General features: G+C 68.8%; 15 protein-coding genes and 2 pseudogenes. 4 read left to right on the top strand and 13 right to left on the bottom strand.

Annotated elements, in window-relative coordinates; genetic code table 11:
- Positions 1-18: 18 nt before the first annotated feature.
- From glmM to ACE2AC_RS01975, 6 genes are all read right to left on the bottom strand, one after another.
- Positions 19-1,365, bottom strand: coding sequence for a phosphoglucosamine mutase (glmM, locus tag ACE2AC_RS02000; protein ID WP_375690461.1), 1,347 nt, complete (start codon positions 1,363-1,365; stop codon positions 19-21).
- A complete protein-coding gene (folP, locus tag ACE2AC_RS01995) occupies positions 1,355-2,365 on the bottom strand; it encodes a dihydropteroate synthase (RefSeq protein ID WP_375690460.1) in 1,011 nt (336 codons plus the stop codon). Before folP ends, glmM begins: the two co-directional genes overlap by 11 nt.
- Complete coding sequence (locus tag ACE2AC_RS01990) at positions 2,362-3,282, bottom strand: dihydroneopterin aldolase (protein ID WP_375690459.1); 921 nt, start codon at positions 3,280-3,282, stop codon at positions 2,362-2,364. Before ACE2AC_RS01990 ends, folP begins: the two co-directional genes overlap by 4 nt.
- Positions 3,283-3,381: 99 nt before the next feature.
- The gene (locus tag ACE2AC_RS01985) at positions 3,382-3,894 is read right to left on the bottom strand and encodes a cell wall hydrolase (RefSeq protein WP_375690458.1); all 513 of its coding nucleotides are present in this window, start codon (positions 3,892-3,894) and stop codon (positions 3,382-3,384) included.
- 284 nt (positions 3,895-4,178) lie between these two features.
- On the bottom strand, positions 4,179-6,728 hold the full coding sequence (locus tag ACE2AC_RS01980; protein WP_375690457.1) for a putative PEP-binding protein: 2,550 nt from the start codon (positions 6,726-6,728) through the stop codon (positions 4,179-4,181).
- A 120-nt stretch (positions 6,729-6,848) separates the two neighbouring features.
- Positions 6,849-8,678: a trypsin-like peptidase domain-containing protein gene (locus ACE2AC_RS01975; protein WP_375690456.1), complete on the bottom strand. Its 1,830-nt coding sequence runs from the start codon at positions 8,676-8,678 to the stop codon at positions 6,849-6,851.
- Positions 8,679-8,838: 160 nt separating this feature from the next.
- Here ACE2AC_RS01975 and ACE2AC_RS01970 point away from each other — a divergent pair, with 160 nt between their 5' ends.
- From ACE2AC_RS01970 to glyS, 4 genes are all read left to right on the top strand, one after another.
- Positions 8,839-9,777 (top strand): glycine--tRNA ligase subunit alpha, encoded by a 939-nt coding sequence (locus tag ACE2AC_RS01970; protein WP_375690455.1) that lies wholly within the window; start codon positions 8,839-8,841, stop codon positions 9,775-9,777.
- Positions 9,774-10,310: a DUF6446 family protein gene (locus ACE2AC_RS01965; protein WP_375690454.1), complete on the top strand. Its 537-nt coding sequence runs from the start codon at positions 9,774-9,776 to the stop codon at positions 10,308-10,310. Before ACE2AC_RS01970 ends, ACE2AC_RS01965 begins: the two co-directional genes overlap by 4 nt.
- Positions 10,311-10,375: 65 nt before the next feature.
- A complete protein-coding gene (locus tag ACE2AC_RS01960) occupies positions 10,376-11,248 on the top strand; it encodes a DUF1206 domain-containing protein (protein WP_375690453.1) in 873 nt (290 codons plus the stop codon).
- A gap of 116 nt (positions 11,249-11,364) precedes the next feature.
- On the top strand, positions 11,365-13,434 hold the full coding sequence (gene glyS, locus ACE2AC_RS01955; RefSeq protein ID WP_375690452.1) for a glycine--tRNA ligase subunit beta: 2,070 nt from the start codon (positions 11,365-11,367) through the stop codon (positions 13,432-13,434).
- A 102-nt stretch (positions 13,435-13,536) separates the two neighbouring features.
- Here glyS and ACE2AC_RS01950 read toward each other — a convergent pair.
- The 7 genes and pseudogenes from ACE2AC_RS01950 to ureC all read right to left on the bottom strand — a co-directional run bounded on the left by ACE2AC_RS01950 (position 13,537) and on the right by ureC (position 19,362).
- A pseudogene (locus tag ACE2AC_RS01950) lies at positions 13,537-14,984 on the bottom strand (TrkH family potassium uptake protein).
- Positions 14,985-15,017: 33 nt separating this feature from the next.
- Positions 15,018-15,646: pseudogene (ureG, locus tag ACE2AC_RS01945) on the bottom strand (urease accessory protein UreG).
- A complete protein-coding gene (locus ACE2AC_RS01940) occupies positions 15,643-16,035 on the bottom strand; it encodes a hypothetical protein (protein ID WP_375690451.1) in 393 nt (130 codons plus the stop codon). Before ACE2AC_RS01940 ends, ureG begins: the two are co-directional and overlap by 4 nt.
- Positions 16,032-16,754 (bottom strand): urease accessory protein UreF, encoded by a 723-nt coding sequence (locus ACE2AC_RS01935; RefSeq protein WP_375690450.1) that lies wholly within the window; start codon positions 16,752-16,754, stop codon positions 16,032-16,034. Before ACE2AC_RS01935 ends, ACE2AC_RS01940 begins: the two co-directional genes overlap by 4 nt.
- Complete coding sequence (locus ACE2AC_RS01930) at positions 16,663-17,196, bottom strand: urease accessory protein UreE (protein ID WP_375690449.1); 534 nt, start codon at positions 17,194-17,196, stop codon at positions 16,663-16,665. Before ACE2AC_RS01930 ends, ACE2AC_RS01935 begins: the two co-directional genes overlap by 92 nt.
- A gap of 34 nt (positions 17,197-17,230) precedes the next feature.
- Entirely contained in the window at positions 17,231-17,452 is a 222-nt protein-coding gene (locus ACE2AC_RS01925) for a hypothetical protein (protein WP_375690448.1), read from the bottom strand.
- A gap of 158 nt (positions 17,453-17,610) precedes the next feature.
- The gene (gene ureC, locus ACE2AC_RS01920; protein ID WP_375690447.1) at positions 17,611-19,362 is read right to left on the bottom strand and encodes an urease subunit alpha; all 1,752 of its coding nucleotides are present in this window, start codon (positions 19,360-19,362) and stop codon (positions 17,611-17,613) included.
- Positions 19,363-19,386 lie beyond the last annotated feature (24 nt).

The following is a 19,386-nucleotide window of genomic DNA, read 5'->3' as shown; positions in this document are numbered from 1 at the left end:
CCCGAAGGTGACCTGAGATCACGATGCGGCGGCCGTCACGGCCGCCGCAATCTCTTTGACGACGTCGCGCATCAGCGCCTCGTCCTCGGCCTCAGCCATCACGCGGATCAGCGGCTCGGTCCCCGACTTGCGGATCACCAGCCGCCCGTTCGCCGCCAGCCGACGCTCACCCTCGGCAATCGCCTGCTGCACCGGGTCCGCCGCCAACGGGTCCTGCCCGCTGGCGTAGCGCACGTTCTCGAGCATCTGGGGCACCGGCTGGAACTGCGCGGCGAGCGTCGAGGCCGGCTGCCCGCTCTTGACCATCGACACGATGAATTGCAGCGCCGCCATCAGCCCGTCGCCGGTGGTGGCGAAATCGGTCATCACGATGTGGCCCGACTGCTCACCGCCGAGGTTGAAGCCGCCCTGCCGCATCCGCTCGACCACGTAGCGGTCGCCGACTGCCGTGCGTTCCAGCCGCAGCCCGTAACCGCGCAGGAACCGTTCGAGGCCGAGGTTCGACATCACCGTCGCCACCAGCGCCCCGCCCTTCAGCAGCCCCTCTTGCGACCAGCGCGAGGCCAGCAGCGCCATCACCTGGTCGCCGTCGGCCACGCGGCCGGTTTCGTCGATCAGGATCACCCGGTCGGCATCGCCGTCCAGGCAGATGCCGAGGTCGGCACCATGGGCCACGACGGCGGCGGCCGCTTCCTCGGGGTGCGTCGACCCGCAGCGTTCGTTGATGTTCATGCCGTTCGGCGCCGTGCCGAGCGGGACCACATCGGCGCCAAGTTCCCACAGCAGGTCTGGCGCGGTGCGGTAGGCGGCGCCGTTGGCGCAGTCGACCACCACCTTCACCCCGTCGAGGCGCATGCCGTAAGGCATCGTCGACTTCAGCCGCTCCATGTAGCGGAAGCGGCCCTCGTCGATCCGCTTGGCCCGACCGATGTTCTGCGCCTGCGCGGGCTGCACGCCCTCGGCAACCATCGCCTCGATCTCCTCCTCGGCGGCGTCGGACAGCTTGAAGCCGTCGGGGCCGAAGAACTTGATCCCGTTGTCATGCGCCGGGTTGTGGCTGGCCGAGATCATCACGCCCACGTCGGCGCGCATCGACACGGTCAGGAGCCCGACGGCCGGCGTCGGCACGGGACCGAGCAGCAGGACGTTCATGCCGGTCGAGGTGAAGCCCGCGGTCAGCGCGTTCTCGAACATGTAGCCCGAGAGCCGGGTGTCCTTGCCGATCACCACGCGGTGCGCACGGCTGCGGTCCCGGCGGAAATAGCGGCCTGCCGCGGCGCCGATGCGCAGCGCGATGTCGGCGGTCATCGGATGGGTGTTGGCCAGCCCCCGGACGCCATCGGTCCCGAACAGTTCACGCGCCATCTTCGCTCTCCTCATCGCCCGCAAGGGCCTGCCACAGCCGCAGCGCCTGCCGCGTCTCGGCGGTGTCGTGCACCCGGAGGATTTGTACCCCCTGCGTCGCGCCATGCAAGGCCACAGCGACCGATCCGGGCATCCGGTCGGCCGCGACCTCGGCCCTGCCGATGGTGCCGATGAAACGCTTCCGCGACACCCCGAGCAACAGCGGCACCCCCAGCCCGTGAAAGGCCGCGAGGTCATCGAGCAGCGCGAGGTTGTGGTCCTTCACCTTGCCGAAGCCGATGCCCGGGTCGGCGATGATGTTCGCCATCGCGATCCCGGCGCTCAGCGCGACGTCGATCCGCCCGGCCAGGTGGTCGTGGACCTCGCGCACCACGTCGTCATAGCGGGCGTGCTGCTGCATGGTTTCGGGGTCGGCGACGGAATGCATCAGGCAGATCGGCACCTGCCGGTCTGCGGCGACGAGGGCCATGTCGGGATCGAACCGCATCGCGGTCACGTCGTTCAGCATGTCGGCGCCCGCGTCCAGTGCGGCGGCGGCCACTCGGGCCTTGCGGGTGTCGATCGAGATCGGGGTGGCAATGCCCGCGGCGCGGATCGCACGGATCACCGGGGCGGTGCGGGCGATCTCTTCGTCCTCGGGCACCTCGCGCGAACCGGGCCGGGTGCTTTCGCCGCCGATGTCGATGATCTCGGCCTCGGTGGCCATCTGCCGGGCCCGGGCCACGGCGGCGTCGAGGCTGAAATGCCGCCCCCCGTCCGAGAAACTGTCGGGCGTCACGTTCAGGATACCCATCACCAGCGGACGGTCGAGGCGCAGGCCGCAGATCGCCGGGCGCAGGTCCGACAGGCGGGCGCGGGTCGCGGGGTCAAGCGCCGCGGCCTCCCACTCGGCACCGTCCTGCAGCGCCGTATGCCACCACGCGGCGCGGCTGCCGGCCAGCGGCAGGGCGTCGGCGGGCCGGGGGCGATAGGTCATCCCCAGCGGGCGCAGCAGCGTCATGGACCGTCCCCGCTGGCCACCGCGCGCACCGGCACGGTCGCCTCGGGCGCGGTGTCGTCCACCACCACCAGTTCGCGGGCGTCCATCAGCCCGGCGAACCAGGCGGCCAGGCGCGGGCCGTCGCGCACCGCGACGCCGGGCCCCTCGACTGCGTCGAGCACGATCTTGGACGGCGCCCAGACCGAGATCTGGCCGTGCTTCATCGCCCAGTCGAGCTCGGTCCGCGTGTTCACCACGACGCAGCGCGCGTCACGGCCGGCCAGCACCCAGGCGTTCTGTTCGATGGCCAGCAGGTCGATCCGCCGCTGCGCCAGGCGGGCGGCGCTCTGCGGGACGGGCCCGTCGGGCAGGCCCACGGTCAGGATCACCGGCACCCGTTCGGCCACGTAGCGGTCGAGCCAGCCCGACAACTCTGCCGCCTGCACCGCCGCGCCGGAGAGGTGCACGACCACGGGATGCTGCGGCGCCTCGGCCGGGGCCTCGGCCGCGAGCGGTGCGTCATCCCGCGAGCGCACGATCTCGACCCCGAGGGCACCGGGGCCACGGTCCAGCTTTTCGATGCGGACGTATACCCTTACGGCAAGCGGTTCATGCAGGACGCGAAGCGCCACCCGTTCGGCCAGCGTCTCGAGCAGGTTCAGCCGCTCGGCATGCAGCTCGGCGGCGATGGCCTCGGTCAGGGTGTCGTATGAGAGGATGCGGTCGACATCGTCCTCGGCCGCGCTGTCGCTGCGCGCGACCTCGACCACTATGTTGAAGCGCAGACGCTGGGTGTGGCCGCGTTCGGACTGGAATGCGCCGATCTCGACCTCGGCGACGTGGTCGCGGAGCGAGATCCGGTCCAGCGGGTCCTCACCGGAGAGCGCGATGGCGCGCGCCAGCGGGTGTCCGAATGCCTGAGATATCCTGTCGCTCATCGCCTGCCCCGCCTGCGGTCTTCTGCCAGCTTCGCATCCTGCGAGCGACCTATCAGGCCGGGCCGCGGCAGACCAGCCGCGAATTGCGGCAGGCCGGGGTCAGTTCGAGGTGACCTGGGTGTGCTTGCGATAGAACTGGTGCACGCCGATCGAGGCCGTCTTGGCAAAGCGGCTGGCCCAGCGGGGTTTGACGTGCGAGGTGTGGTAGTAGGTGGCGCCATCGGTCAGGTCACGCGGGGCACCGGCGACCATCGCCGCGGCCACCTTGGCGACACGCTGGTAGGCGCGCGGCTCGCGGATGACTTCCTCGTAGCCGTCGCAGGTGTAGGTGAACTGGCAGGCATAGCGCTTGCCCGTGCCCTGGTGGATCACGCCGCAGACCGAATTGGGAAAGGCCGGGCTGTCGACGCGGTTCATGATGACCTCGGCCACCGCGAACTGGCCCTTCACGGTCTCGCCCCTCGCCTCAAAGTAGAGTGCTTCGGCGAGGCATGCCCACTCCTCGTCTCCGGTCGCGCGGGGCTGACGGGAAATCCAGTCCTTGGAATACTCCACGATGGGCTTCCCCATCTCGAGCCGGGCGTCGATCGGGGTCTCCAGCAGGGCCTTCAAAGTCCCGTCAGCCAGAGCTGTGAGACCTTTACTCTCTTGCCTTATAGTTGTATCGAGAGTCGTCTCCGAGCGCGCCGTTCCAGCGAGCGCGCACGTGATGAGCAACGCTTGAATCAATCGCATGGCTTTGAATAGTCCCTTCCCAGACGCTCCCCCAGTGAGCGACCGGGGGCGACTGCTAACGAAAAAAAGCCATGCCGTCCAGCCACCTGGGTTCCGGTGGTTGACAACGGGTTGCGGATATCCGCCGACCCAATATGGCAAGTATTTGTTTTAACTAAGGTTTAACTTAGGCCGTCAAGACGGTCCCGGACGGCCAGCTGCGCCGCGGCCAGGCGCGCCACCGGCACCCGGAAGGGTGAACACGACACGTAATCGAAGCCCGCGCGCCGGCAGAAGGCGATTGATTCGGGATTGCCGCCATGCTCCCCGCACACTGAAAGCACAAGGTCCTTTCGCGCTTCGCGGCCGCGGATGGCGCCGATCTGCAACAGCTCTCCGACCCCGTCGATATCGAGCATGTGAAACGGGTCCTCGGGGTAGACGCCCTTCTTCACGTAGTCCGACATGAACCGCCCGGCATCGTCGCGCGACAGGCCGTAGGTCATCTGCGTCAGGTCGTTGGTGCCAAAGCTGAGGAAGGCGGTGAAGGGCGCGATCTCTCCTGCCCTGAGCGCCGCGCGCGGGGTTTCGACCATCACCCCCAGGCGATAGGTGAAGTCGCGGCCACGCTCGTTGCGGACGGCGGCGGCGACCGCGTCGATCCGGGTTTTCACCAGCTCGACCTCGCGCTTGGCGCTGACCAGCGGGATCATGATCTCGGGCACCACCGGCGCACCCTCGCGGCTGGCGGCCAGCGTCGCCTCGAAGATCGCGCGCGCCTGCATCTCGTAGATCTCGGGCACGGTCACGCCGAGGCGGACGCCGCGCATCCCGAGCATGGGGTTATATTCCGACAGCGCCTCGACCCGGCGCTCGACGTCCGAGCGCGGCAGGTCCAACGCCTCGGCCAGCTCGCGGATGCCCTCGTTGTCTGAGGGCAGGAATTCGTGCAGCGGCGGGTCGAACAGCCGGATGCAGACCGGCTGGCCCTGCATGATGCGGAAGAGCTCGATGAAGTCGCCCCGCTGCATCGGCAGCAGCCGGTCCAGCGCCGCGCGGCGGTCGGCCTCGCCATCGGCAAAGATCATCTCGCGCATCACGGTCAGGCGGTCGGCGTCGAAGAACATGTGCTCGGTCCGGCAGAGGCCGATGCCCTGGGCGTTGAAGTTGCGCGCGGTCACCGCGTCGGCGGGCGTGTCGGCATTGGCGCGGATGCCGATGTCGCGCTCTTCGTCCGCCCAGGTCATCAGCGCCTGGAACGCCTCGTCCTGCGCGGCCTCGAGGAGCGGCGGGTCGCCGGCAAGGATCTGGCCCGAGGTGCCATCGACCGTGATCATGTCTCCGGCCTTGAACACGCGTCCGTCCGGCGCCACCAGCCGCTGCTTGCGGACCGAGAACTTGATGTCCGAGGCGCCGACCACGCAGGGCAGACCCAGGCCTCGGCCGATGACGGCCGCGTGGCTGGTGATCCCGCCGCGTTCGGTCAGCACGGCCGAGGCCGCGTGCATGCCGCGGATGTCCTCGGGCGTGGTTTCCCGCCGGACCAACACGCAGGCCTCGTCGCGGGCGGCGGCGGCCTGCGCGGCCTCGGCGGAAAAGACGATCTTGCCGCAGGCGGCGCCCGGGCTGGCCGCGATGCCCCGGCCGATCACGTCGCGCGGGGCGTCCGGGTCGACCTGCCGGTGCAGCATCTCGTTCAGCGCGCGCGGCTCGACCCTGAGCAGCGCCTCTTCCTTTGGGATGATCCCCTCTTCGGCCAGCGCCACCGCGATCCGCACGGCCGCGCGCGACGACCGGCGGATGCGCACGCCGTCGAGGACATGGACCTTGCCGTCCTCGATGGTGAACTCGGTCTGCATCTCCTCGCGCAGGCGGACCCGCATCAGGCGGGTGTAGTCGATCAGCTCGGCAAAGGCCTCGGGCGCCTGCTCTTCGAGCGAGAGGCCGCGCGGGTCCTTGGCGAGGTAGACCGAGCCCGCGTCCTTGGTCAGCGCCTCGCGGCCCTGGCTCTGGCTGCGGTAGCGCCCTGTGACCTTGGGCAGCCCGGTGACCGAGCTGACCAGCTGGATCACCCCCGACCCGCATTCGCCCTGCCCGAGGCCGAAGGCCATCGCCTGCACGACGAGGCCCAGCCCGGCATCCGCGGGAGCGCCCTTGGCCTGGCGCAGCAGGCGCGCGGTGGTGCCTTCCCACGCCCGCGCCATCGACCGCAGCACCGCGGCCAGCTGAACGGCGGGCTCCTGCGGAAAGGCCTCGTCGGTTTCGTCCTCGTAGGCGCGCAGCGCCGCGCTCAGCCCCTCGGCCCCGGCGAGGTCGATATCGTCGAACATGTCGGGATCGAGCCGGGCGACGTTGATCGCGTAGGCCTGCACGAACCGCATGTAGAGCCGCGTCGCCGCCTCGTGCCCGATCTTGTCGCACAGATCGATGTAGGAGGCGTCGTTTAGGCCGATGTTCAGGATGGCGCTCGGCCCGCCCCAGTCCGGGTCTTCGGACGATGGGCGCACGCAGAGGAACGGCATCTCGCCGAACGGTTCCAGCAGCGCGTCCATGTCGGGCATCTCGCCCTGGGCGATGGCGTGCACGGTGTCGAAGGACAGCGCGACGGTGCGCGGCACCGGCAGGTCGAGACGGACGAGGCGCTGCAGGCATTTCGCCCGGCCGCCATGGGTCGTCGTCCCGATCGTGGCGGTCGGGGTCACGAGGGTGATATCAGAGGACTTTTTCTGCACTGCGGCACCCCTTCACGAATTGCGGAACAATACGCTCCGCGCCCTGCCGCGCAAGCGCCGATTTCCGGTCCGTGGCGGGGCCGTGTCCGCCGCGTCACCCGGACGCGGCGGACAAGGACGTCATTCCCAGCAGCTGATCAGGACGGTCATGCCCTCGGCCAGCTGGGTCAGATCCTCGGGATCGAGCGCGCTGTCGGCATTGCCGGTGTTCGGGGCGACCCCGGCCTTCGACAGGGCGCGGCGGACCAGTTCGGCGTCGGCGGCAAAGCTCACATCCTCGGGCAGTTTCTGCGCGCCGCCTTCGGGCGGCAGCAGCACGCCGACGACCGCGCCGCCGGTGTCGAACACCGGCCCGCCCGCGTCACCGGCCTGTGCGGCCAGCGCCAGGCGACGCATGTTCTCTTCGCCGTTCAGCCCGCGCAGGTCGGCCATCTGACCGAAGGTCAGCGTCGGCGCGTTCAGCACGCCCTCGTAGGAATAGCCGGCCACAGCCACGTCGGATTTCAGGCGCGGCACCTGTCCCGACAGGGTCGCGGCGGCGATCGGGGCGATCGTCGCCTCGGGGCGCAGGACGGCAAGGCCGGTTTCGGCATCCGCCGACAGCACCCGCGCGTCGAGGTCGTGGTCGATGGTGACACGGCCACAGCCCTGCACCGCCTCGGCCACCGTCACCACAGTCCCGCGGTTGTCGACGTAGAAGCCCGAGCGCGAGCGCACCGGCCGGCGCACCGCCAGGCCAGAGACGAGGTCGATCCGCTGGTCATCGTCCACCCCGGCCGACGCCGGCAGAACGCCCGGCAGCGCCCGGAAGCTCGACCGCATTTCGGCCAGCAGCCGGTCGCGGCGCTCCAGGTCGCCCGCGGGCCAGACCAGCGTGAAGCCCTTGATGACCCCGTCCTCGAGCGCAGCCTGCGTGAACGAGGTGATCTTGCTGTTCGAGCCGTTTATCAGGAACGAGGTGTCGCGCCGGCTGCGTTCGCCGGTCTCGGGCACGATTTCCAGCGTCTGCATGATCTCGTAGAGGCCGCGCAGCGTGTTGCGGTCGCCCTCCTGCGAGATCAGGATCACCCGGGCCGGAACGTCGCCGCTGGCATCGTAGTGCACGAACGGCGCCTCGTAGCCGCCGTGGTCGATCACGGCCGTCGGCATCAGCATCTCGATCCCGGCGTCCTCGTCGCGGACCAGCTGCAGGTCGAGGCCCTTGAGCACGCGGTTGTACTGCCGCTTGAGCTCGGCCCGCTGGCCGGTGGTCAGCACGCCGGTCGGCTCGAACCCGTTGGCGATCTGCCAGTCGGCCATCGAGTTGCGGGTGCCGCGGCCAAATGCGCCGTCAATGCCCGCATCGTAGACGCCTGCCCATTGCAGCATCACCTGCAGCTGCATCCGCTCCTCGCGGGTCAGCAGCGATTCCGCCCGCCGGGCGTCGGCCAGCAATTCCTCGGGCACCGGCTGCGGCGCCGGCGTCTCGGCGGCGGGCGGTGCGACGGTGGCGCTCTGCGTGTCGGGCGCAGCGGCGGGTTCGGTCGGGGTCGTCGGCAGCGTCTGGGTCTCGACCTCGGGGGTGGTGCGGCTTTCGACGACCGGTTCGGACGGCGCGCCCAGGCCGTCCAGCGTGTTCACGCCGGCGGGAAAGAACTGCTGCTGGTAGGCCGACGGAAATGCGATGTAGCTGTCGCGCGGGATCGCACCCTCGCGCCGGAGCACGTTCAGGACCTGCCCTGCATCGTCCCGCGTGTAGGGGCCAAGCGCGATGGCGTACCAGCCGCCGTCGAGGAAGAAGCCGTTCACGTCCTGCAACCGCTGCGCGTAGGACTGGATCGCGGCGCGGGCCTCGGCGAGGGTCGGCTGCGCCTCGATCTGGACCCAGACAAGGTTCTGGTTCTGCTGCGCCGCGGCCGGCCGGGCCAAAAGGGTGACGGCCAGGCACAGCGAAAGGATAATGCGAGTCATGGGGAATGCCTCTGGTATACGTCTTTTCGTGCTCGTTTCCCCCGTTCTAGCAAATCCCCCGGCGGCTGCATCCAAAATGTGTGAAGACAGCCCAGCATTTGTTGACGCTGCCCGCGCCCCGGCATAGGCATGCGCCCGAACTTGCGCTGCGAGGAAGACCATGGCCGACACGAGCAAACCGAAGAGTTTCCAGGAGATCATCCTGCGGCTCCAGTCCTACTGGGCCGGCAAAGGCTGCGCGATCATGCAGCCCTATGACATGGAGGTCGGCGCCGGTACCTTCCACCCGGCGACCACGCTGCGTTCGCTCGGCACGCAACCCTGGGCTGCCGCCTACGTCCAGCCGTCACGCCGCCCGACCGACGGGCGCTACGGCGAGAACCCGAACCGGCTGCAGCACTATTACCAGTACCAGGTGCTGATCAAACCCTCGCCGCCGGACCTGCAGGACCTCTACCTCGGCTCGCTCCAGGCCATCGGCATCGACATGGACCTGCACGACATCCGCTTTGTCGAGGACGACTGGGAAAGCCCGACGCTGGGCGCCTGGGGCCTGGGCTGGGAGGTCTGGTGCGACGGCATGGAAGTGTCGCAGTTCACCTATTTCCAGCAGGTCGGCGGGCACGACTGCCACCCGGTCTCGGGCGAACTGACCTATGGCCTCGAACGCCTCGCGATGTATGTCCTCGGCATCGACCACGTGATGGACATGCCCTACAACGACCCGCAGGCGCCGATCGCGCTCAGCTACGGCGATGTCTTTCGCCAGACCGAGCAGGAATATTCCCGCTGGAACTTCGACGTGGCCAACACCGAGGTCCTGTTGAAGCATTTCGAAGAGGCCGAGGCCGAATGCGAGGCGATCCTGAGCCAGCCGGCCGAGGATCCCAAGACCGGCCGCCGCATCGTCATGGCACATCCCGCCTATGACCAGTGCATCAAGGCCAGCCACATCTTCAACCTCCTCGACGCGCGCGGCGTGATCTCGGTCACCGAACGGCAGGCCTACATCGGTCGCGTCCGGGCCCTGGCCAAGCAATGCGCCGATGCCTTCGTGACGACCGGCGCAGGTGGCTGGACGCCGGAGAGCGCGGCGTGAACGCCGGACGCATCTTTGCCGTCATCATCGTCGCCTCGGCCCTGATCGTCGGGGCGTCGGTCTACTACCTGCAGGTCTATGCCTTCTACGACGAGGTGGGGCCGAGCGGCCCGCAGGATGTGACGCTGGTGCCGGTCGGGTCCGACACGCCCGAACCGGTGCCCCACAGCGGTTTCCGCGCCATCGACGCCGACAGTTCGCCGATCCGCTACCGCGCCTGTTTCGCCGTCGACGTGGACGACGAGGCGCTGGCGGCCTTCACCCCCTACCCCAAGGCCGATCCGCTGAACGCGCCCGGCTGGTTCGACTGCTTCGACGCCGACGAGATCGGCGAGGCGCTGGCGACGGGCGAGGCACGGGCCTACCTCTCGGTGCCGGACGTGCATTACGGCATCGACCGGGTGATCGCCGTCCTGCCCGACGGGCGCGGGTTCGCCTGGCACCAGATCAACCACTGCGGCGAGGTCGTGTTCGACGGCCAGCCCGCCCCCGAGGGCTGCGCGGCCCCGCCCGAGGGCACCGCGCGGCAGTGACCCGCGACCGCGGCGGGGAACTTTCCGCCGCCTCAGGCGCTCTACCCTCCAGGAGGTAGACCGCCATGTCCAGCACGCAGGCCCCCGGGTGGGTCGTCCCCGTCATGCGCCTTGGCTATTCGGCCCGCGGCGTGGTCTATGTGATCGTCGGCGGCCTCGCCGTCCTTGCCGCCTGGCGCGGAGGGGAGGCCGAGGGCACGACCGATGCCCTTGCCAACCTGCGCGGCGCGCCCTGGGGTGTGCCCGCGCTCTGGGTCATCGCCATCGGCCTCTTCGCCTATGCGGTCTGGCGACTGATCGACGCCTGGATGGACCTCGAGGATTACGGCACCGGCCTCAAGGGCATCGTCGCGCGCACCGGGCAGGTGGTGACCGGGCTGATCCACGGGGCCCTCGGCGCGGCGACCATCCGGCTGGCGCTCGGCGACAGCTCCGGCGAAGGCGGCGGGACGCAGACCCTCGCCTCCAAGGTCCTGGCGATGGAGAACGGCGCGCTGATCATGATGGCGATCGGCCTCGTGACCATCGGCGCGGGCCTCTACTACGGCTACAAGGGCCTCGCCGAGAAGTACAAGGCGCACCTGCGCCGCAACGCCACGACCGAGCGCCTCGACCCGGCGATCAAGGCCGGGCTGCTGGCGCATGGCGCCGTGATCGTGCTGATCGGCGGCTTCCTCTTCTACGCCGGCCAGACCACCGATCCCGGCCAGGCCGGTGGCATGGGCCAGGCGTTCGAAACGGTGCGCGCCCAGCCCTTCGGGCGCGTGCTGCTGGCGCTTCTCGGCCTCGGGATGCTGGGCTTTGCGCTCTACTGCCTGGTCGAGGCGATCTACCGCGTGGTTCCGCGTGCCGCCGGTGGCGATGTCGCGACGCTGGCCACCCGGGTGAAGGCCCGCGCCGAGGGCGAGCTGCGCCGCGCCGCGGCCCGCGCGCCCTGACCCGCCGCGGCGAAATTCCCGCCGCCCTCTGGACCCCCGCGCGCTTCACCGCTAACACCCGCAGCAAGAAGGCGGCCCCCCGTTGGGGCCGCCCGAACGTGTCAGGGTGACAGGACATGCCCGATCTTCTGATCGAACTCTTTTCCGAGGAAATCCCGGCCCGCATGCAGGCCGAGGCCGCCGCGACCCTGAAGGCGCGCGTGACCGACGGCCTGGTCGAGGCCGGCCTGACCTATGCCGCCGCCCAGGCCTTCCACACGCCGCGCCGCCTGACGCTGGCGGTCGAGGGCCTCCTGGCCGAAAGCCCGACCACCCGCGAGGAACGCCGCGGCCCGCGCACCGACGCGCCCGAGAAGGCGATCGAAGGCTTCCTGCGCGGCGCCGGCCTGACCCGCGACCAGCTGTCCGCGCGCGAGGAGAAGAAGGGCACGTTCTTCTTCGCCGTGATCGAGAAGCAAGGCCGCCCCGCGGCCGAGATCGTGGCAGAGGTGCTCGAGGCGACGATCCGCAACTTCCCCTGGCCCAAGTCCATGCGATGGGGCGCGGGCACGCTCCGCTGGGTGCGGCCGCTGCACTCCATCCTCTGCCTGATGACGACCGAGGCCGGGGCCGAGGTCGTGCCGCTCGACATCGACGGGATCGCCGCAGGTGACAGCACCCAGGGCCACCGCTTCATGGCCCCCGCCCCGTTTTCCGTTGCCTCGTTCGAGGATTACGCCGCAAAGCTCAAGCGCGCGCACGTGATCCTCGACGCCGCCGAGCGTGCCGACCACATCTGGAACGACGCCACCAACGCCGCCTTTGCCGCGGGCCTCGAAGTGGTCGAGGACCGTGGCCTGCTGGCCGAGGTCGCGGGCCTTGTCGAATGGCCCGTCGTCCTGATGGGCGAGATCGGCCAGGACTTCCTCGACCTGCCGCCCGAGGTGCTGCAGACCTCGATGAAGGAACATCAGAAGTTCTTCTCGGTGCGGAATCCGCGCTCGGGACGGATCGAACGTTTCGTCACCGTGGCGAACCGCGAAACCGCCGACAACGGCGCAACCGTGCTGGCCGGCAACCAGAAGGTGCTGGCCGCCCGCCTGTCGGATGCCAAGTTCTTCTGGGAAAACGACCTGCGCGTGGCCAAGGCCGACAAGATGCAGCCCTGGCTCGACCAGCTGGAGAATGTCACTTTCCACGCCAAGCTCGGCTCCCAAGCCGACCGCATCCGCCGCATCGCCGCGCTCGCGCGCGAGATCGCGCCGCACGTCGGCGCCGATCCGGAGCTGGCCGCTCAGGCCGCGACCTATGCCAAGGCCGACCTCTCGTCCGAGATGGTCTATGAATTCCCCGAACTGCAGGGCCTGATGGGCCGCTACTACGCCGAGGCCGCGGGCCTTCCGGCCAAGGTCGCGCAGGCCTGCCAGGACCATTACTCGCCCCTGGGTCCCTCGGACGCCGTGCCCGAGGGCCCCGTCAGCCGCGCCGTGGCGCTGGCCGACAAGCTCGACACGCTGACCGGCTTCTGGGCCATCGACGAGAAGCCCACCGGGTCCAAGGACCCCTATGCCCTGCGCCGCGCCGCGCTCGGGGTGATCCGGCTGCTGCTCGCGGGCGACATCCGCCTCTCGCTGACCGACCTCGCCGCCAAGGCCGACGCCTTCGACGGCCAGGCCGACACCGCCGACCTGCTGTCGTTCTTCCACGACCGCCTCAAGGTTCACCTGCGCGACGCCGGGGTCCGCCACGACGTGATCGACGCCTGCCTCGCCATGCCGGGCAATGACGACCTGACGCTGCTGGTGAAACGGGCCGAGGCGCTGTCGGACTTCCTCAAGACCGAGGACGGCACCAACCTGGTGCAGGGCTTCAAACGGGCCTACAACATCCTCACCCAGGCCGAGGCCAAGGACGGCGTCGCCTACGAGTTCGGCGCCGATCCCAAGTTCGCCGAGACCGACGAGGAACGCGCGCTCTTCGACGCGCTGGAAACCGCGAAGCCGAAGATCGACGCGGCGATGGCGGCCGAGGATTTCGCCGCCGCCATGTCCGCCATGGCGGCCCTGCGCGCGCCGATCGACGCTTTCTTCGAGGCGGTGCAGGTCAATGCCGAGAACCAGGTCGTCCGCCGCAACCGGCTGAACATGCTGCATACGATCCGCGACACCTGCCTCAGGGCCGCCGATCTGACGAAACTGGACGGCTAAGGCCCGCCCCGGGCTTCATCTTGCCCAAAATACTCCCGCCGGAGGCACCGAAAGGCCCGGGCTCGATGCCCGGGCCTTTCGTCATCCGCGCAGGCGGCGCGGTCAGGCGCGCCAGAAATTCACCGTCAGGATGGCATAGACCACCATCAGTTCCAGCCGCCCGATGAACATGGCAAAGGCCAGCACCCATTTCGCGGTGTCGTTCAGCGGTGCGAAGTTGCCGGCCGGGCCGATGATGTCGCCCAGCCCCGGACCGATGTTGGCCAGCGCCGTTGCCGCCCCACTGATCGAGGTCACGAAGTCGAGCCCGGTCAGCGCCAGGGCAACCGACAGGACCCCCAGCGTCACCACGAAGAAGGCAAAGAACGTCATGACCGAGGAAATCACGTCCTCGCTGATCGTGCGTCCGTCGTAGCGCGGCTGGATCACCGCGTGCGGCGCATGGATCCGCCGGATCTGCGCCCGGATCGAGGCAAAGAGGATCTGGTAGCGGAAGATCTTGATCGAACAGGCGGTTGACCCCGCGCAACCGCCGATCAGGCCCATGAAGAAGAAGAGCGAGATGATGAACCCGCCCCAGGCCATGTAGTCGACGCTTGCGTAGCCCGTCCCGGTGATGATCGAGACGATGTTGAACATCGACTCGCGGAGGCTCTTTTCCCAGTGGTGCGGATAGATGTTCAGCAGGACCGCGAAGGTCACGACCACCAGAACCCCGATGGTCCAGAGGAAGGCGCGCGCCTGGCTGTCGCGAAAGATCGCGGTGTGGCTCCCGTTCAGCATCTGCACGTAGCGCACGAAGGGCAGCGCCGCCAGCAGCATGAAGACGGTGGCCACGTACTCCATCGGTCCCGAGAAGGCACCGAAGCTGGCATCGCGGGTCGAGAAGCCGCCGGTCGAGACCGTGGTCAGCGCGTGCACCGTCGCGTCGAACGCGCCCATGCCCAGCCCGAAGTAGCACAGTGCGCAGGCCAGCGTCAGGCCGACGTAGATCACCGAGATCTGCGCCGCGATGGCCCCGGCGCGGGGCAGGATCTTGCCCATGGTCTCGAACGCCTCGGAGCGGAAGATCTGCATCCCCCAACCCGCAGCTCGGGCAGGAAGACCATGGCGACCACGATGATCCCGATCCCACCCAGCCATTGCAGGATGCCGCGCCAGAGCAGCAGCCCCTTTGGCATGTCGTCGAGCCCGGTGAAGACGGTCGACCCTGTGGTGGTCAGGCCCGACATCGCCTCGAAGAAGGCATCGACCACGCTGGCTTGGGTGTCGCCGATGATGAAGGGGATCGCGCCGAACAGCGGCAGCACCAGCCAGACGAGCGAGGTCAGCAGGAAGGTCTGCTGCAGCGTCAGCCCCTCGCGCACGCCGTTCTGGCACGACAGCGCGGTGATCCCGCCGCAGAGCACCGCGATCAGCGCGCTTTCGGCAAAGACGGGCCAGTGCTCGCGCCCCTCGGCGATGTCGACCGCCAAGGGCAGCAGCATGGTCAGACCCAGCACCGCGGTCAGCAGGCCGATCACGTATCCGACGGGGCGCAGGTCAAACATGGCGGTCAGGCTTGGCCGTCGGGATGCGGGGTGTCAAGCGGGCTGGAGGGAGAGGCCGCCGATCTCTTCGATCAGGCGGAGGATCTCGGGCACGCCGTCCCCGGTCTTGAGGTTGGTGAAGACGAAGGGCCGGCCGGCACGTTGGGCGGCCGCGTCCCGCTCCATCACCGAGAGGTCCGCGCCCACGTACGGGGCGAGGTCGGTCTTGTTGATGACGAGGATGTCGGACCGGGTGATCGCCGGGCCGCCCTTGCGGGGATCTCCTCTCCCGCGGCGACGTCGATCACGTAGATCGTCATGTCCGCCAGCTCAGGCGAGAAGGTGGCCGAGAGGTTGTCGCCGCCCGATTCCACCAGCACGAGGTCGAGGTCGGGGAACCGCGCGTTCAGCTTGTCGATGGCGTCGAGGTTGATCGAGGCATCTTCGCGGATCGCGGTGTGCGGGCAGCCGCCGGTCTCGACGCCCATGATGCGGTCGGCGCTGAGCGCCTGCATCCGCACCAGCGCCTCGGCGTCTTCCTGGGTGTAGATGTCGTTGGTGACGACGGCGATGGAATGGGTGTCGCGCAGCGCGCGCGCCAGGGCGGCGGTCAACGTGGTCTTGCCGGCACCGACCGGGCCGCCGAGGCCGATCCGCAGGGGACCGTTGGGGGATTGCGTCATGTCACGTCTCCGATCCGTTCCGTCAGGTAGAGATGCAGCCGCCCCGGCCCGATCTCGGCCGCGCCGATCTTCCACAGGCCCTTGCTCGCGCCCGCGGCCGGGTCGTCCACGCCGTTCGGCATCACCTGCCGGACCCAGACGATCTTGCCCGGCGCCAGCGCCTTGCGCCAGGCCTCGTGCTCGGGCGCCATCCACCAGTCGGGGCCGCCCTCGCTCTCCAGCCCCTGGTAGGTCGGACCGGGCTTGCCCTGCCAGTCGATCGCCCCCTCCTCGCGGTCGTGCAGGATCGGGACGGGTTCGGTCCCGAACAGCTCGATCGACCGCAGGTTGGTCGCACGCGCGAACCATGAGCCGCGGTAAAGGTGGGCCAGCTTGAAAAACTCACTCATGACCTGAAAAGTCGCGTCCCCTGCCTTTCGTGCCGCATCGACGCGATGTCGATCAGCGGCACGGCACCCCCAACCGCTTCAACATCACCGGGGACGGCCTGCGTTGCAAGATCTTCGATCCGGGGCGACGCTAGGGCAAGCACGCGCTGCCCGTCGGTCTGGCCCAGCGGAATCAACCGGATAGCGGCCGAGGTGATGCTGGCGGCAAAGGCCTGGACAAAGAGCCGGAGGGTCAGGTCAAGCGGCAGTTCAAGCAGCCGGGCGGCACGGCCGACGACCACCGGATAGGCCATCGGGGCCAGGTCGATCCCGTGCAGGGCGGCGGCGGTGGCGGCAAAGGCGCGGCCCTGTGCCAGCGTCTCCTCCCGCCGCTCGGAACTGGGCGCGAGCGCGTCGGCCAGCTCGGCGATCCCGTCAAGCGCGGCGTCGTCGGCCCGGTAGGCGGCGGCCAGCAGGATCGCGTCGTTGCGCCCGCTGCCGTGTTCCAGCACCGTGTCGAGCCAGTCGGCAAAGGCCGCGGCATCCGTGACGCGCCCGGCCGCGACGTCCCACTCCAGCCCGTGCGAATAGGCGAAGGCGCCCACCGGAAAGGCAGGCGACAGCCACTGGTGCAGGATCAGCGCCGGGTCAGTGGTGGTGCCCATGCCCGTCATCGTGGTGGTGGTGATGGTGGTGGTGTTCGTGCGGTCCGCCCTCGGCCTCGCCGTGGCTGTGGCCATGCGTGCGGCCCTGGCCATAGGCGCCGCCTTCGGGGCGGAACGGGGCCATGACATGATGCACATGCGCGCCGAGGCGGTGCAGCATGTCCTCCATCACCTTGTCGCTGCGGATGCGCAGGGCGGTTTCGGAGATCTCGCAGGGGGTGTGGCGGTTGCCGATGTGCCAGGCCAGCCGGGTGAGCCCGGCGCCCGTGACCTCGGCCAGCGGCTCGGGGGCCGCCTCGATGCCGATCAGTCTGCCGTCCTCGAGCACCAGCGCGTCGCCCTCGTCGAGCGAGACGGTCTGGTCGAGGTCGACCAGCACCCGCGCGCCAGCTTCGGTGGTGATCACCTTGCGGCGCAGGAAGCGGGCGTCGTAGTCCAGCCGCACCACGTCGGCGCAGGCTTGCCCGTGACCGGCCCTCAGGACCTCGCGGGCGGGATGCGGGGCGGCGGCGCTCATCGCGCCGCCCCCATAACCGCAACGTCGGTCGCGATCAGACGTAGAACAGGTCGCGGAAGACGTAGGACGGGATCTCTTCGCGCTTGATGCCGCGCTTGGCCAGCTCTGCGTCCGACAGGGCGTTCAGCTTGTGGATCTGATGCACGCGCGAGCGGCTTTCCACGTAGGCGTTGAAGCCCTGGCCGAGGCCGGTCAGGAAGTTGTCGAAACGCGCCCGGAAGCCCGATGCGCTGGATACTGTCGATGCGTTTGCCATTGGAAACCTCGTTCGGTCTGGGTTCAGGTTTCCTCCCCTGCGACTGAAGATAAGTCAGCGCCGTTGCCCTAACCACCGCCAATGGCGAAACCCCGCCATGCATTTGCTGCAACGCAGCAAAATTGTCGAAATCTTGTCCGTTCCGCAGCATCGTGACCTCAGAACAGGAAGTAGCGCTGCGCCATCGGCAGTTCGGTCGCCGGTTCGCAGGTCAGCAGCTCGCCATTGGCGCGCACTTCGTAGGTTTCGGGATTCACTTCGATTTCCGGCGTAGCATCGTTCAGCAGAAGGTCCTTCTTGCCGATATTGCGGGTGTTCAGAACCGCCACCGTCTGCTTGGCCAGTCCCAGGGTGTTGCCGATGCCTTCGGCCTGTGCAGCTGCAGAAATGAACGTCACGGCCGAGTTTTCCAGCGCCCGGCCATACGCTCCGAACATGGGTCGGGTGTAGACCGGCTGCGGTGTCGGGATCGAGGCATTCGGATCCCCCATCTGGGCGCAGACGATCATGCCGCCGATCAGCACCATCTCGGGCTTCACCCCGAAGAAGGCCGGGCTCCACAGCACAAGGTCGGCGCGCTTGCCTTCCTGGATCGACCCGATCTCGTGGCTTAGGCCATGCGCGATGGCCGGGTTGATCGTGTATTTCGCGATGTAGCGGCGGACGCGGAAGTTGTCGTTGTCGCCCTGCTCTTCCGGCAGGCGCCCGCGCTGCTTCTTCATCTTGTCGGCGGTCTGCCAGGTGCGGATCAGCACCTCGCCCACGCGGCCCATGGCCTGGCTGTCCGACGCGATGATCGAGAACGCGCCCATGTCGTGCAGGATATCCTCGGCCGCGATCGTTTCGCGCCGGATGCGGCTTTCGGCAAAGGCCACGTCCTCGGGGATCGACTTGTCGAGGTGGTGGCACACCATCAGCATGTCGAGATGCTCGTCCAGCGTGTTGACCGTGAAAGGCCGCGTCGGGTTGGTCGACGACGGCAGCACATGCTCCTCGCCGCAGATCTTGATGATGTCGGGGGCGTGACCACCGCCCGCGCCCTCGGTGTGGAAGGCGTGGATGGTCCGGCCCTTCATCGCCTTCACGGTGTTCTCGACGAAGCCCAATTCATTCAGCGTGTCGGTGTGGATCATCACCTGCACGTCGTAATCGTCGGCGACCCCCAGGCAGCAGTCGATCGCACCGGGCGTGGTGCCCCAGTCCTCGTGCAGCTTCAGCGCACAGGCGCCCGCCCTGATCTGTTCCTCAAGCGCCGCGGGAAGCGAGGCGTTGCCCTTGCCGGCAAAGGCCAGGTTCATCGGGAAGGCATCGGCCGCCTGCAGCATCCGCCCCAGGTGCCAGGGTCCGGGGGTCACGGTGGTCGCCAGAGTCCCGTGTGCCGGGCCGGTGCCGCCGCCCAGCATGGTGGTCAGGCCGGAATGCAGCGCGTCCTCGATCTGCTGCGGACAGATGAAGTGGATATGGCTGTCGAAGCCGCCCGCGGTCAGGATCTTGCCCTCGCCCGCGATCACCTCGGTCCCCGGGCCGACGATGATGTCGACGCCCGGCTGGGTGTCGGGGTTGCCCGCCTTGCCGATGGTGTGGATGCGCCCGTCGCGCAGGCCCACGTCGGCCTTGTAGATGCCGGAATGATCCACGATCAGCGCATTGGTGATGACCGTGTCCACCGCGCCCTGCGCGCGGGTCGCCTGGCTTTGCCCCATGCCGTCGCGGATCACCTTGCCGCCGCCGAACTTGACCTCTTCGCCGTAGAGCGGCGCGTTGACCGCGCCCGCCCCCATGGCGGCGCGTTCCGCGGTCAGGTCGCGCTCGACCTCGATGATCAGGTCGGTGTCGGCCAGCCGCAGGCGGTCGCCGGTGGTCGGCCCGAACATCGCGGCATAGTCGGCACGGGAGATATGGGTGGGCATCTGTCGTCTGCTCCTGGGATCTTG

The sequence above is a fragment of the Pseudooceanicola sp. LIPI14-2-Ac024 genome (genome assembly GCF_042188925.1).
In the GTDB taxonomy this organism is placed as follows: Bacteria; Pseudomonadota; Alphaproteobacteria; order Rhodobacterales; family Rhodobacteraceae; genus Pseudooceanicola.
Note: the sequence above shows the minus strand (reverse complement) of the source record. Positions and strands in the feature narration are given on the sequence as shown.